The 13,034-nt window shown below is 65.7% G+C and carries 13 protein-coding genes; 8 read left to right on the top strand and 5 right to left on the bottom strand.

Features of this window, described 5'->3' with window-relative positions:
* Positions 1–63: 63 nt before the first annotated feature.
* The 3 genes from AC1VON_RS29635 to AC1VON_RS29625 all read left to right on the top strand — a co-directional run bounded on the left by AC1VON_RS29635 (position 64) and on the right by AC1VON_RS29625 (position 3,372).
* Complete coding sequence (locus AC1VON_RS29635) at positions 64–987, top strand: BadF/BadG/BcrA/BcrD ATPase family protein (RefSeq protein ID WP_483125814.1); 924 nt, start codon at positions 64–66, stop codon at positions 985–987.
* On the top strand, positions 988–2,010 hold the full coding sequence (locus AC1VON_RS29630; RefSeq protein WP_483125813.1) for an SIS domain-containing protein: 1,023 nt from the start codon (positions 988–990) through the stop codon (positions 2,008–2,010).
* 141 nt (positions 2,011–2,151) lie between these two features.
* A complete protein-coding gene (locus tag AC1VON_RS29625; RefSeq protein ID WP_483125812.1) occupies positions 2,152–3,372 on the top strand; it encodes an ROK family transcriptional regulator in 1,221 nt (406 codons plus the stop codon).
* Positions 3,373–3,421: 49 nt separating this feature from the next.
* On the opposite strand, the gene AC1VON_RS29620 is transcribed toward AC1VON_RS29625, so the two are convergent.
* Complete coding sequence (locus AC1VON_RS29620; protein WP_483125811.1) at positions 3,422–4,054, bottom strand: FMN-dependent NADH-azoreductase; 633 nt, start codon at positions 4,052–4,054, stop codon at positions 3,422–3,424.
* Between the two features lie 109 nt (positions 4,055–4,163).
* Here AC1VON_RS29620 and AC1VON_RS29615 point away from each other — a divergent pair, with 109 nt between their 5' ends.
* Positions 4,164–5,120: a LysR family transcriptional regulator gene (locus tag AC1VON_RS29615; RefSeq protein WP_483125810.1), complete on the top strand. Its 957-nt coding sequence runs from the start codon at positions 4,164–4,166 to the stop codon at positions 5,118–5,120.
* Here AC1VON_RS29615 and AC1VON_RS29610 read toward each other — a convergent pair.
* Positions 5,053–5,679 carry a TetR/AcrR family transcriptional regulator gene (locus AC1VON_RS29610; RefSeq protein WP_483125809.1) on the bottom strand — a complete coding sequence of 209 codons (627 nt, stop codon included), beginning with the start codon at positions 5,677–5,679 and terminating at the stop codon, positions 5,053–5,055. The genes AC1VON_RS29615 and AC1VON_RS29610 overlap by 68 nt on opposite strands.
* A gap of 66 nt (positions 5,680–5,745) precedes the next feature.
* Between AC1VON_RS29610 and AC1VON_RS29605 the strand changes: the two genes are divergently transcribed.
* Positions 5,746–6,171, top strand: a complete 426-nt coding sequence (locus AC1VON_RS29605) for a VOC family protein (protein WP_483125808.1) — start codon at positions 5,746–5,748, stop codon at positions 6,169–6,171.
* A 9-nt stretch (positions 6,172–6,180) separates the two neighbouring features.
* Here AC1VON_RS29605 and AC1VON_RS29600 read toward each other — a convergent pair whose 3' ends face one another.
* Positions 6,181–7,131, bottom strand: a complete 951-nt coding sequence (locus tag AC1VON_RS29600; protein WP_483125807.1) for a S1C family serine protease — start codon at positions 7,129–7,131, stop codon at positions 6,181–6,183.
* Between the two features lie 226 nt (positions 7,132–7,357).
* On the opposite strand from AC1VON_RS29600, the gene AC1VON_RS29595 reads away from it, so the two are divergent.
* From AC1VON_RS29595 to AC1VON_RS29585, 3 genes are all read left to right on the top strand, one after another.
* Positions 7,358–8,230: a S1C family serine protease gene (locus AC1VON_RS29595; RefSeq protein ID WP_483125806.1), complete on the top strand. Its 873-nt coding sequence runs from the start codon at positions 7,358–7,360 to the stop codon at positions 8,228–8,230.
* Positions 8,231–8,238: 8 nt separating this feature from the next.
* Entirely contained in the window at positions 8,239–8,871 is a 633-nt protein-coding gene (locus AC1VON_RS29590; protein WP_483125805.1) for a helix-turn-helix transcriptional regulator, read from the top strand.
* 103 nt (positions 8,872–8,974) lie between these two features.
* On the top strand, positions 8,975–9,841 hold the full coding sequence (locus tag AC1VON_RS29585) for an SDR family oxidoreductase (protein WP_483125804.1): 867 nt from the start codon (positions 8,975–8,977) through the stop codon (positions 9,839–9,841).
* Positions 9,842–9,922: 81 nt separating this feature from the next.
* On the opposite strand, the gene AC1VON_RS29580 is transcribed toward AC1VON_RS29585, so the two are convergent.
* Both AC1VON_RS29580 and AC1VON_RS29575 read right to left on the bottom strand, forming a co-directional pair.
* Positions 9,923–10,441: a TIGR00645 family protein gene (locus AC1VON_RS29580; RefSeq protein WP_172349119.1), complete on the bottom strand. Its 519-nt coding sequence runs from the start codon at positions 10,439–10,441 to the stop codon at positions 9,923–9,925.
* Between the two features lie 320 nt (positions 10,442–10,761).
* Positions 10,762–12,888 carry an OmpA family protein gene (locus AC1VON_RS29575; protein WP_483125803.1) on the bottom strand — a complete coding sequence of 709 codons (2,127 nt, stop codon included), beginning with the start codon at positions 12,886–12,888 and terminating at the stop codon, positions 10,762–10,764.
* Positions 12,889–13,034: the final 146 nt, after the last annotated feature.

Here is a 13,034-nt window from a genome sequence, read left to right as displayed (position 1 = left end):
TTTCCTAACTAATGTGAATTGGACGCGGCAACCCGCTTCGTCCGGCGTGCGCGGTGGACATCGGTGACCCAGAAAATCATTGCAGGCGTGGATATCGGCGGCACCAAGACGCGCATCATGGCGTATCTGGGCGAGCGCATGGTCGCCGACGAGGTGGTGGTGACGGAGAGCTGGCGCATTCGCCAGATGGAGACCGATGCGACGACATTGGCCGGCATCGTCACCAATCTGTGCGGCGGCGTCGCGCCCGCCGCGTTGGCGGTCGGCGCCCATGGCTGCGACACGGGTGAACAATGCCTGCGCTTCCAGGCGCTGCTGGCAGACAGGACCGGCGGCGCGGTGCAAGTGGTCAACGACGCCGAGCTGATGGTGCCGGCCGCCGGCCATGTCGACGGCATCGGTGTCGTCTCCGGCACCGGCTCCATCGCGGTGGCGCGCACGGCCGACGGCAAGATGCTGGCGGCCGGCGGCTGGGGCTGGATCCTCGGCGACGAGGGCAGCGCGCCGGCCCTGGTGCGCGAGGCCGCGAAGGCGATCCGGCACAGTCTCGACCGGGGTCAGCAGGGCGATCCGCTGATTGCCGCGCTGATGCGCGAACTCAACACCGACGACCAGACCAAGCTCGGCATCCTGCTCAACGAAACGCGTGGCGCCGCGGTCTGGGGCCGCTATGCCAATGCCGTGTTCGATGCGGCGATCGCCGGCTCGGCGCTGGCAACCCGCGTCATCCGGGAAGGCGGGGCAGGGCTTGCCGCGCTGGTCGAACTGTTGATCGAACGCGGTGCCAATCCCGCCCTTGTCGTGGCCGGTGGCGGTGTCATTTCAGAGCAGCCGATGCTGATGACGGCATTCGTCGAGGCCATGGCAAAAGTGTCGCCGTCGAGCCAGGTGCTGTTGTTGCGCGAGCCGCCGGTGCTTGGCGCGGTCGCCTTGGCCAGGCGACTGCTCGTCGGCCAAGGGTTGTCCTCACAAATTGGAGTCATTTGAATGCAGAAGCGTATCGGTTATCGCCAGGCGATGGCGCGCCAGACGGAAAGTCTCGAGATCGGCCGGGGCTCGGTGGCCGCGGTGCTCGAGGGCCTCGATCTCAGCGCTTTTGCCGGCAAGACGATCGGGCTTGCAGGCATCGGCGCCAGCTATCAGGCGGCGCTGGCCGGCGCGCTGTACCTGCGCGCCTCCGGCATCAGGGCTTTCGCCTATACGCCGACCGATCTCTATGGCCGCACGGATGAAGCCGCCGATGCCTTCATCGCGCTCTCGGCTTCGGGGCAGAGCCGTGAAATCTGCGATGTCATGCGCGAGGCATCAGCGGCGCCGCGCCTGGCGGTCTGCCGGGGCAGCGACAATCCGCTGGCTGATCTGACCGGCGCGGTGCTGGCCACGGATTCGGGCGCCGACAATGGTGCGAGTTCGACGGGCTACACAGGGACCTTGCTGGCGCTCGGCATGCTGATCGACAGGCTTGCCGGCAACAGTTTCGACTGGACGCGTTTGCCCGGCGCTGTCGCCACCATCCTCTCCGGCGTACAACAGGCGGCCGGGCAAGCGGCGCGGCTGCTGCAAGGCAGAACCTCAATCGATATTGTCGGCGCAGGTGTCTGCTTCGCCAATGCCGGCGAGGCAGCGATGCTGATCCGCGAAGCCGTTCGGGTGCCGGCCTCGGGATGGGATACGCTGAACTATCTGCATGGGCCGATGGAATCGCAGGATGCGGCCACCGGCGTGATCGCCATCGGCGACGGCCGCGAGGTCAAGATCGCGCAGGACATGGCCGGCTTCGGCTGTCCCTGCGTGCTGGTGACGAGGCGCACGGATGTCGCCGATGCCGAAAGGCTGGTGGTGATCTCCATTCCAACCCTCGGCAACGCCATGGCGGACGCCATATTGGAAATCATCGCCATCCAGCTTGTCGTCGGCGACATGCAGGATGCGGCCGGGCTCACCGACATCACGTTCCGCTATCGCCAGACCGACACCAAACTGAAGCCGTGGTCGCCGACGGAAGTCTGACGTCCCTGTCCGGGCAGTGTGGAAATTGCCAAACCGGCTAGCAATGGGGCATTGAGAGAGGGATGCGGCTTTCGAGTCGGGGCGGCAATCTCGCTTTCGCCGACTGGAGACAGGATTTCAGGCAAAGGTCGAACGGCTGAGATGGCGGCTGCGGAAATCCCCAATCTGACCGACAGCGCCCGCGCCGTGCTGCGCCTGCTCGCTTCGCACGGGCCAGTGACGCGGCCGAAGCTCGGCGCCATGCTCGACCTGTCGAAGCCGACCATGTCGGCGGCGGTCTCGGAACTGAGCGCGCTCGGCCTCGTCGCCTCGCGTGGGCTGGAGCGCGGCGCCATCGGCCGCACGGCGACGATCTACGGTATCGGCCCGGGCGCAGGCTATGCGATCGGCATCGATGTCGGCGCCGCGCAGGTGCGCGCCGTGGCCTATTCGATGGACGCACAGAAGCTGGCGTCGGCGGAAGAGCCCATCCCGGAGACGATAGCCGGCGATGCCGACGAGGTCGGTGCCGTCGTGCTGTCGGTGGCGCGTGCCACAATGGCTGGGGTGGCCAGGAGTTTTCGCGCGCTGCGTGCCATTGCCGTGGCGGTGCCGCGCATCGTGTCCAACGATCGTTTCGACCGCCCCGGGGGGCCGTCCGCCGTGCTTGGCCTGCTACGGCGCAGCATCGAGGTGCCGATCATCCTGGAAAACAACGTCAACTGCGCGGCCATCGGCGAAATGCATTTTGGCGCCGCGCAAGGCCACCAGACCTTCGCCTTTCTGCAGGTTGGCGTGCGGGTTGGGCTCGGCTTCATCACCGAGGGGCGTTTGTTTCGCGGCGCCGGTGGTGCGGCTGGCGAAATCGGCCGCATGCCGTTTCCGTGGTCGGCCAGCGAGACGCCCTATCGTGAAGGGCTCGAACATTATCTCGGCTCGCGGGCGCTGATCGAGCGCTGCCGTGTCGACTGGCCAGCACAAGAAGGAGCACCGCCGGACTCGGCCAAGGATCTGTTCGCGCGTGCCCTGGAGGGCTCGCCGCCGGCGGTGGCGGCCGTGGCGCGCCATGCCGCCGATATCGGCAGGCTGGCGGCGGGCTGCATCGGCATGCTCGACCCCGGCCTGATCGTGCTTGGCGGCGGCGTTGGCAGAAACCCGCTGATGACGGAAAATGTCGCGCATGTCGCGGCGGAACTTGCATGGCCGACGCGGATCGCCGTCAGCTCGCTCGAAGACGGCGGCACGGCGCTCGGCGCGATGAAGCTGGCTGTCGATTACAGCCTTGGGCTGATGCTGCGTGAAGGCCGCCATCCGGCCGTCGTGCTGCCGCCGCTGTCCGAAGTGACGCAGGACGCGACGGTCGATCAGGCAAAGGACGCCTAAAAGAAAGGCAGGCGCGGGCGCCTGCCTTCGAGTTCAGATAGTGGGTGCCTTAGGCAGCCGCGGCAACCTGCTGGCTCGCCACCACGGCGTCGACCTTGGCGGTCGCCTTGGCGAGCGCTGATGTCACCGCGTCAGGCCCCATGCCCACGCCTTCGATGCGGATGACGTCGACATCGGTCATGCCGAGGAAGCCGAGCACGCCGCGCAGATAGGGAACCGCGTGGTCGAACTGGACGGCAGCACCTTCGGAATAGATGCCGCCCGAGGCCAGCACGATATAGACCTTCTTGCCGGTGACGAGGCCCTTGGGGCCGTTCTCGCCATAGGCAAAGCTCCTGCCGGAACGGGCGATGTGATCGACCCAGGACTTCAGCGTCGAGGAGATGTTGAAGTTGATGAAGCCCGTGGCGAGGATCACCGTGTCGGCGGCGAACAGCTCGTCGAGCACGACGTCGGAGACGCCGACGACTTCAGCCTGGCGCGGTGTGCGGGCTTCGGCAGGCGTGTAGATGCCAGTTGAATAGTCGGCATCGATATGCGGCAGCGGGTTGGCGACGAGGTCGCGCACGACAAGCGTGTTCGACGGATCGGCGGCGAGGAGTTTCTCGGCGAATTCGGTGGCGATGCGGGTTGAGTGCGAGGCAGCGCCGCGCGGGCTCGAGGTTACAAGAAGAATGGACATAGCGGGTCTCTCCAGTGGAAATGAATTGTCCCGGCATATATGGGGCTATCAACCCATCAGATAAACTGGTATATTTTCTATACGATCCATCTACAAAATAGATACAGCGATGCAGCCGAATCCGACCCTCGATCAGCTTCAGATCCTTGTCGCCGTCGCCGATACCGGGAGCTTCTCGGCCGCCGGCCGCAAGCTCAACCGGGCCCAATCGGTCATCAGCTATGGCATCGCCAATCTCGAGGCGCAGCTTGGGCTGAAGCTTTTCGAACGCGAGGGCACCCGCGAGCCGCAGCTGACCGAGATCGGCCGGGCGATGCTGGAGGATGCAAGGCGCATGATCGGCGTGCTGCAGCGCATGCGTTCGCGCGTCGACGGCCATCATCATGGACTGGAAGCCGAAGTGGCGCTGTCGGTCGATGCGACGTTGCCCTCACCTGTGCTGGTGCGGGTGCTGAAGGCGTTCGAGACGCAGTTTCCGACCGTGATGCTGCGCCTGCATATAGGCTCGCTTGGACTGATCCCGGACCATGTCGTCAATGGACAGGCCGATCTCGGCATTGGTGGCCTGCTGGGCGAGGTCGATGTCCATCTCGTGCGCATCGGCTTCATGTCGATGGTGCCGGCCGCTGCCCCCAGCCATCCGCTGGCGCGGCTGCCCAAGCCGGTAAAAATCGAGGATGTGCGCGAGCACACGCAGCTTGTCGTGACCGATCAGTCCGAACGCACCAAGGGGCGCGACTATGGCGTCTTTGCCTACCGCACCTGGCGGCTGACGGACATGCGCACCAAGCACATGCTGATGCGCGAGGGGCTGGGTTGGGGTGGGCTGCCGCGCTGGCTGATCGCCGACGACCTGGCCACTGGCCGCCTGGTGGAACTTGATCTCGAACCCTACAAGGAAGTGAGTTCGCCACTGTTTGCCATGCATCGCAACGACCGCAGCCCGAAGCCGGCCGCCGCCTGGCTGATCGAACGGTTCAAACGCGGGCTCGGCTGCTTCAACGAGTTCGAGCCGGGCGAGGTGCCTGACGAGGAACCGGAGACAATCCGTCAATCAGCGCCATGAGGACGGCGCGATAATCCTCGGCTGACGCGCCGGCTTCGATGGCGAGTGCGGCGCGGTCGAAGGCGGAGGCGAGCAGCGCGGTCAGTGCATCCACCGGCAATCTCGTCATCGTGTTGGCCCGCATCGCCGCGACCAGGCCTTCGCGCAGCGAGCGGTTGCCGTGGCGGTTGTCGATCGCATCCATGGCGGCGCGGCCGAGCACGGCCGGGCCGTCGAGCAGCAACAGCCGCGTGCGGCCGGGCACGCGCATGGCGGCGAGATAGGCGTCGGATCCGGCGATCAGCGCATCGCGGGCTTCGAGCGAGGGTGGCGAAGCGCGGTCGATCTCGTCCGCCACCACTTTTGCCTCCTGCTCGACCACGGCGGCAAACAGCGCCTGCTTGTCGGCGAAGTGGTGGTAGAGCGCGCCGCGCGTCACGCCGGCTGAATTGACGATCTCCGGCGTGCCGGTCTCGGCATAGGATTTCTCGGTGAACAGCTTTCGCGCCGCCGCGATCAAATCGGCGCGCGTCGCCTCGGTGCGATCGCGGTTGGAACGACGTCCGGAATCCTGTTGCATGCATGCAGCCTGTATGTTAATTCGATTTACATACAGACTGTATGTTATGTCCAGGGAGAAGGAAAGATGAAGACCACGAGCTATTACCCGGTGCTGATGACCGGCGACGTCGCCGGCACGGCGGCCTTCTACGTCAAGCATTTCGGCTTCCAGCCGCTGTTTGAAAGCGACTGGTACGTGCATCTGCAATCCGCCGAGAACAAGCGCGTCAATCTGGGCATTGTCCAGGGCGACCACGAAACCATCCCGGAAGAGGGGCGAGGACGCACCTCGGGCCTGCTGATCAATTTCGAGGTCCGCGATCCCGATGCGGTCTACGAGCGGGTCCTGGCCGCCGGCCTGCCGGTTCTGCGAACACTGCGCGACGAACCCTTCGGCCAGCGCCATTTCATCACCAGGGATCCCAACGGCGTGCTGATCGATGTCATCAAGCCGATCCCGCCCAGCGAGGAATTTCTGGCGCAATACGCGGAAGGGGCTGCCGCGGCTTAAACGGCAGTCTCACCCAGCCCGTGCCACGGGCGTCACCGCCACCTGGCTGACGCCGGTGCGGCGCACCACCGTGCACAGCGTCTCGCGGCCGATGCGCTCGGCGTCGAGCATGCGCACGAGGTCGTCGACGCCGGTGACCGGGCGCCCGTCTATTGCCGCGATGATGTCGCCCTCCTTGAGGCCGGCCTTGTCCGCCGGGCCATTCTTCTCGACGCTGCGCAGCCGCACTGCCGTGCTGGTCGACACTTGCGACAGAAGGGCGGCGCGGCGCGGCAGATTGGTGGTGTCGGCCGAGATGCCGATGAAGGCGCGGCGCACGCGGCCAAAGCGGATGATCTCCGAGATGACGAAATTGGCCGTGTTGGAGGCGACCGCGAAGGCGATGCCTTGCGCGCCGTGGATCATGGCGGTGTTGACGCCGATGACTTCGCCCGCCGAGGACACCAGTGGCCCGCCTGAATTGCCGGGATTGAGGGCCGCATCGGTCTGGATGACGTCGTCGATCAGCCGGCCGGTCGAGGCGCGCATCGAGCGGCCAAGGGCGGAGACGACGCCTGAGGTGACCGTCCATTCGAAGCCGAGCGGATTACCGATGGCAATGGCGATCTGGCCGCGCCTGAGCCGCTTGGAATCGCCCAGCGGCGCGACATCGGCAAAGCTGCCGTCGGCGCGCACCAGGGCGATGTCGGTGTCGGGGTCGCGGCCGAGCACGCGGCCCTCGGAGGAGGCGCCGTCGGGCATCGACACGCGCACTGTTCTAGCGTCCCCCACGACGTGGAAATTGGTGACGACCAGCCCGTCCGGCGCAATCACGAAGCCGGAACCATGGCCGCCCTGGCCACCAATGCGTTCGATGCGGCAGACGGCCGGGCCGATGCGGTCGACCGCGTCGGCGACCGTCATGGAATAGGCGTCGAGCAGCGTGTCATCGGATTGGAATTTGGCGGCGGCGAGGGCCATGGGCGGGCTCCGTGTTCTCAGGCGTAACGATGCCTTTTGTCTCGTGCGTATCGTTGTCCCAAAACCGCTGAGCACTTTTGGGCAACACGCACTATATGTGCGGAGCGGCTGGAACCGCCGCGACCTGACCAGATGGCCAGTCAAACCGCCAACTAGCCGTCAGGCGAGTACCTCCAGGGGCGCCGTCGGGCGATATCTGGGACATGACGAACCCCAGGAGACCATCATGAGTGACTTCAATCTGAATGCGTTTTCGCAAGCTGTTGCCGACCTTGCCGCCGCGGCGGCGCCGGCAATGGCGAGCTTCACTACCCATCATCACCGTACGGCAAGCGCCTTCCACTGGAGCGACGGCTACTTCGTCACCGCCGAGGAGGCGGTCGAGGCAGGCGAGGAGATCGAGCTGACGCTGGCTTCGGGTGAGACGGTGAAGGCCGAGCTCACCGGCCGCGATCCTTCGACCGGCGTTGCCCTGCTGAAGCCGGCAACTGCCGTGAATGCCGCGCCGCTGGCCAAGGCCGACGCGGTACGGCCCGGCAATGTCGCCATCGCCATCGGCAACAGCCAGGGCTCGGCGCTGGCGGTGTCGGGCTCGGTCGGCGAAGTCGGCCCGGCCTGGCGTTCGATGCGCGGCGGCACGATCGACCGGCGCATCAATCTGGCGGTCGGCGCCGGCGGCCGTTTCGAGGGCGGTCCGGTCCTCGACGCGAAGGGCGGGCTGATCGGCATGCTTTTGTTCGGGCCGCGCGGCCGGGCGCTGGTCATGCCCTATGAGACGATCGAACGAGCAGTCGCGACCCTGCGCGAGAAGGGGCACGTCGCCCGAGGTTATCTCGGCGCAGGCCTGCATCCGGTGCGCGATCGTGACGCCCATGGCGCGATGGTGATGAGCCTCGACGACAATGGCCCGGCCAAGGCCGCGGGCCTTTCGCTCGGCGACATCATCGTGGCGTGGAACGGCGAGGCCGTGCACGGCCCGCGCGACCTCATCCGCCGGCTCGGGCCTGACAGCGCCGGGGTTTCCGTGACGCTTGGCGTGGTGCGAGGCGGTGAACAGCGGGATGTGACATTGACCATCGGCGAAAAGCCGCTGAGCTGAGAGGATTGATGGAAGCGCTCGTCGGCGACCGGACCATGACTGACAGCGCCGCCTCGCGGCGGCTGGTGGTGCTGATTGCGCTTGGCGATGCCGCGCGCGCCGAGCGTCTGGCCGCCACGCTTGCCGCGAGCGATGACCTGCTGCCGGTGGTGGCCGGCGGCGGCAGGGCGGACGTCGCCATCATCGACGACAGGAGCGGAGATGCGGTGCCGGCCTCGGTGCCACGGGTGCTGTTGGGGCGTGCGGGCGGCGAGCTGCCCGCCGGCGAGGTGTTTGCCATAATGCCCGCGGGCGCCGACGATCTGCTGATCGCCGCGGCGGCGCGGCTGGCGGCGGCCGGCTATCGCGTCGCCGGCGATGGCGGCCACGGACGCGATGAGGACTTCCACACGGGTGAAAGCGGGCCGTTCGAGGATGAGCCGGCCGATGATCACGCCGTTCGCCCGGCACTTTCGCCGCGCGAGGCGGAAGTGCTGGCGCTGCTCGCCGAAGGCGCGCCCAACAAGGTGATCGCGCGGCGGCTCAACATTTCCGTGCACACCGCGAAATTCCACGTCGCCGCGATCCTGATCAAGCTGGGGGCGGCCAACCGCACCGATGCCATCGCGATTGCGATGCGGCAGGGGCTGGTGCTGGTTTAAACCCTACGCAGCGTAACGGGGCGTCCGGCGTATCTGGCCTTGCGCTGTGGTCGTCTGCCGCGCAAAGGTTCGCGCCTGCTGTGTTGCAAGGGAGGCGCAGGAAATGTCGCTCAAGGGAAAGACGCTGTTCATCTCCGGCGGATCGCGCGGCATCGGGCTGGCGATCGCGCTTCGCGCGGCGCGCGACGGCGCCAATGTGACGATCGCGGCCAAGACCGCCGAGCCGCATCCGAAACTGCCTGGCACGATCTACACCGCCGCTGAAGAGATCGAGCAGGCCGGCGGCAAGGCGCTGCCCATGCTGTGCGACATCCGCGAGGAGGCGCAGGTCGCCGAGGCGGTTTCAAGGACCGTCGAAAGATTCGGCGGCATCGACATCTGCGTCAACAACGCCAGCGCCATCCAGCTCACCGGCACGCTGGAGACCGACATGAAGCGCTATGACCTGATGCACCAGATCAACACGCGCGGCACCTTCCTGGTCTCCAAAATGTGCATTCCGCATCTGAAGTTAGCCAACAATCCTCACATCCTGAATCTGGCGCCGCCGCTCGACATGAAGGCCAAGTGGTTCAAGAATCATGTCGCCTACACCATGGCCAAGTTCGGCATGTCGATGTGCACGCTGGGCATGAGCGCCGAATTCGCCAAGGACGGTATCGCGGTCAATTCGCTGTGGCCGATCTCGACCATCGACACGGCGGCTGTGCGCAATCTGCTGGGCGGCGCCACGGTGGCGGCAATGAGCCGGTCGCCCGACATCATGGCCGACGCCGCGCACGCCATCTTCATGCGGCCCTCGCGCGAGGCATCGGGCAATTTCTATATCGACGAAGAGGTGCTGCGCGCCGAGGGCGTCAGCGACTTTTCGGTCTATGCGCCCGATGCGACCGGGCCGCTCGCCGGCGACTTCTTCGTGCCGGACGAGGTGTTTGCGAATTCGGAGACGAAGGTCAGAAGCATTTACTGACGGAAACCGCGCCCTGCCGGCGCTGCCCCTCATCCGCCTGCCGGCACCTTCTCCCCGCATAGTGACGGGGACAAGGGAGCCTCACACCTCGTCTTTCTTGCCTTTGCTCAGGCCCATCAGCCTGTCGATATAGGCCAGCATCAGTGCCGAGACGACAAAGGTGAGGTGGATGATGGTCAGCCACATCAGCTGGTCGGTCGAATAGGAGGACGAGTTGAGGAAGACCTGCAGGAGGTGGATGGAGGAGATGGCGACGATGGTCGAGGCGACCTTGACCTTCAGCGATCCGACATCGATCGTGCCCAGCCAATGCACGCCGCTGCCATCCGGGTTGTCGAAGCGGCTGACGAAGTTCTCGTAGCCCGAGATGATGACCATCACCACCAGCGAGGCGACGAGCGCCGCATCGATCAGGCCGAGCATCTTCAGGATTGTGTCGGTGTCGCCGAGCAGGAACACCATGGTGATGAACTCGTAGAGTTTCTTGGCGAACGACAGCGCATAGACAGCCAATGCCAGGCCAAGACCGATATAGAAAGCGACCAGAAGCCAGCGCGAGGCGAGGATGATGGATTCGATGGCGAGTTCGAGACGCTTCATAGAGTGGTTCCAGTTGTTCTCTGATCGGTGATCAGGCGGTATTTCGGCCACGCGAACGCTTTTTGCAAGATAGCAAAAAACCCCGCCGGAGAGGGCCGGCGGGGCTCAATGCGTCCCGCTGGAGTCGGGACGGGGCAGGGAACGCCCAGTCCTGAATCTGGGGTGAGCGGGCTCGCGATTCAATGCGCCGGCTTTAATGCCGGGACAAATCTTCTTGAGCCCGAGGCCCGGATCCGAACCTTTCCCACCCCCGGCGGAGCCGGGGATGGGCGGTTCCAGCGTTGAGTCCGCAAATTAGGTCATGATTTTGAAATCATGACCTAATTGTTGCTGGCAACGGGTGCTACCAGCGACGTGATACGGCGGATGGCGACACGCCGGTTCTCACGGTTGGGCGCGGAGGTGTTTACCTTCAGATACTCCTCGCCATAGCCCTGCGTCGTCAGGTTCTCCGGCGGAATGCCGAAGGCATTGGTCAGCGCTTCGGCAACTGCTTCGGCGCGGCGGTCGGACAGAGCAAGGTTTGCCTCCGGCGTGCCGACAGCATCGGTGTGGCCTTCGATCAGGAAGGTCTCGGCCGGGTTCTTCTTCAGCAGCTTCTCCATGGCGCTGGCGACACCCTCAAGCTTCTGCACCTCGGTGTCGGAGATCGAGGACGAGCCGAATTCGAAGTTCAGCGTGTCAAGGTCGACGCGGCGCGCGATGTCGCGTACACGGGCCGAACGCTTGACCTCGTCGATCGAATAGAGGCGCTGGACCCTTTCCACCGGCGGCTGTTCGAGGAAGGTGTAATAGTCGTCAGGGCTTTGGACGTCCTCGGAATCGAGGATGTAGTCACGGCGCGGGATGGTCAGCCGCATCGGCGGCAGGTCATCGCCGGGATCGCGCCAGTCTCCCTCGTCCTGATAGTCCTGCTCGTCGACATAGCTCAGCACATATTCACGCCCGTCAGGCGTGATGCGTGAACGCTGGATGACATCGCCATAGCGGTTGCGGATGGTGACGATCCGGATGCCGTTGTCGCGCTCGACCGTCTCGCGTGTACGGCCCTGCGGCAGGTCCTCGTAGTAGACGTCCTTGGCACCACGATTCATGCGCGGACCGTCATTGCTCTGGACGATCGTCTGGCCGCCGAGCTGGATGATGACGCGGTCGCCGATCTCCTTGAGCACGTCGACACCCTGGGGGCGCCGGCGGTCGCGGATGTTCTCATCGGGCGCACGATCGCGGCGTTTGCCCTTCTCTTCCGTCACAGGGACAAGCTTTTCGGGCTTGATCTCCTGCTGGGCTGCCTTGTCGTCGGTCGGAGGCGGACCCTGGTCGACGGGAGCGACCACCGGCTTCTGCCCCTGATCGCCGCCTTGCTGGGCGTTCTGGCCACCATTCTGCTGCTCGCCATTCTGCTGGGCGTTCTTGTCGCCATGCTTGCGGCCGCCGCCCTTGCGTTCGGCGTCCTTCTGGCTGTCGAGGAGGGGGGCAGCGTTCTTGTCGGCGGGAGCTTCGCCCTGTACGGGATTTTCGCCTTGGACAGGCGCGGCCTTGCCGCCATTGGCCGGCTGTTCGCCGGTCGCGGGCTGCGCGCCCGTGGCCGGCTGCTCGCCCGCGGCCGGTTGGTTGCCATTCACGGGCTGTTCACCCACCGGCTTCTTGCCGTGCTTCTTGGTCTTGTCCTGGGGCTGTTCTCCCTGGACCGGCGGCTGTTCGCCGGCAGGAGCTTCCTTCGGCGTCGGGGCGGCTTCCGGCGTTATCGCCGGGGCCTGCTCGGCCGGCTTCTGCTGATCCTGCTTGTGTTTCTTGCCCGGCTTGGCCGGCTGGTTGTCGTTGGCGGGTGCAGCCTGGCCAGCCGGGACCTCGCCGGCCGGTGCCTGCTCGGTCTGCTGTTGCTGCTGGTCGCGCTTCTTCTTGCGCGGCTGCTGCTCTTGGGCGGCAGGGGCTGCCTGTTCGGCCGGTGCCTGCTCGGTCTGCTGTTGCTGGTCGCGCTTCTTCTTGCGCGGCTGCTGTTCCTCGGCTGCCGGTGCGGCCTGTTCGGCCGGCGCCTGCTCGGTCTGCTGCTGCTGGTCGCGCCTCTTCTTGCGCGGCTGCTGTTCCTCGGCTGCCGGTGCGGCCTGCTCGGCCGGCGCCTGCTCGGTCTGTTGCTGCTGGTCGCGCTTCTTCCTGCGCGGCTGCTGTTCCTCGGCGGCTGGAGCGGCCTGCTCGGCTGCCGGCGCTGCCTTCTCGGCGGGGGCCTGCTCGGTCTGCTGCTGGTCGCGCTTCTTCTTGCGCCGCTGCTCCTGGTCGCTCTGTTGTCCCTCGTCGGCGGGTGCGTCCTGGGCCAGGATCAGCGGCGTTCCACCGCGCTGCGTGAGGTCGAACGCGGCACTTCCCTGAAGCGGGAACGCGCCCAACGGCGCGGATGCCATCAGCAGGCCAAGTGCTGTACCTGCCAGAATCCGTGGTTGGCGTTTCATCGAAAACTCTCCTTGTGGGGTCCCATCCTTGCCGAAACCGATCTTGGACCGATTGGTTCCAGTTTGGTGGGGATAGATGCCGTACGGGGCGATTGGCCGGCCTTTTGAAGGCAACTTCGTGTCATTAGGCCAGCCTAAGGTCCGAT

It is taken from the genome of Mesorhizobium sp. HAY1-8B (assembly GCF_056868045.1).
This window is presented reverse-complemented; position numbering and strand designations above follow the sequence as displayed.

Excerpts from the sequence above, each read along its gene's own strand:
- AC1VON_RS29605 (WP_483125808.1), top strand. The coding sequence starts at position 5,746 with ATGAAGACCACGAGCTATTACCCGGTGCTGATGACCGGCGACGTCGCC.
- AC1VON_RS29590 (WP_483125805.1), top strand. The coding sequence starts at position 8,239 with ATGGAAGCGCTCGTCGGCGACCGGACCATGACTGACAGCGCCGCCTCG.
- AC1VON_RS29625 (WP_483125812.1), top strand. The coding sequence starts at position 2,152 with ATGGCGGCTGCGGAAATCCCCAATCTGACCGACAGCGCCCGCGCCGTG.
- AC1VON_RS29600 (WP_483125807.1), bottom strand. The coding sequence starts at position 7,131 with ATGGCCCTCGCCGCCGCCAAATTCCAATCCGATGACACGCTGCTCGAC.
- AC1VON_RS29620 (WP_483125811.1), bottom strand. The coding sequence starts at position 4,054 with ATGTCCATTCTTCTTGTAACCTCGAGCCCGCGCGGCGCTGCCTCGCAC.
- AC1VON_RS29610 (WP_483125809.1), bottom strand. The coding sequence starts at position 5,679 with ATGCAACAGGATTCCGGACGTCGTTCCAACCGCGATCGCACCGAGGCG.
- AC1VON_RS29630 (WP_483125813.1), top strand. The coding sequence starts at position 988 with ATGCAGAAGCGTATCGGTTATCGCCAGGCGATGGCGCGCCAGACGGAA.
- AC1VON_RS29585 (WP_483125804.1), top strand. The coding sequence starts at position 8,975 with ATGTCGCTCAAGGGAAAGACGCTGTTCATCTCCGGCGGATCGCGCGGC.
- AC1VON_RS29615 (WP_483125810.1), top strand. The coding sequence starts at position 4,164 with ATGCAGCCGAATCCGACCCTCGATCAGCTTCAGATCCTTGTCGCCGTC.
- AC1VON_RS29595 (WP_483125806.1), top strand. The coding sequence starts at position 7,358 with ATGAGTGACTTCAATCTGAATGCGTTTTCGCAAGCTGTTGCCGACCTT.
- AC1VON_RS29575 (WP_483125803.1), bottom strand. The coding sequence starts at position 12,888 with ATGAAACGCCAACCACGGATTCTGGCAGGTACAGCACTTGGCCTGCTG.
- AC1VON_RS29580 (WP_172349119.1), bottom strand. The coding sequence starts at position 10,441 with ATGAAGCGTCTCGAACTCGCCATCGAATCCATCATCCTCGCCTCGCGC.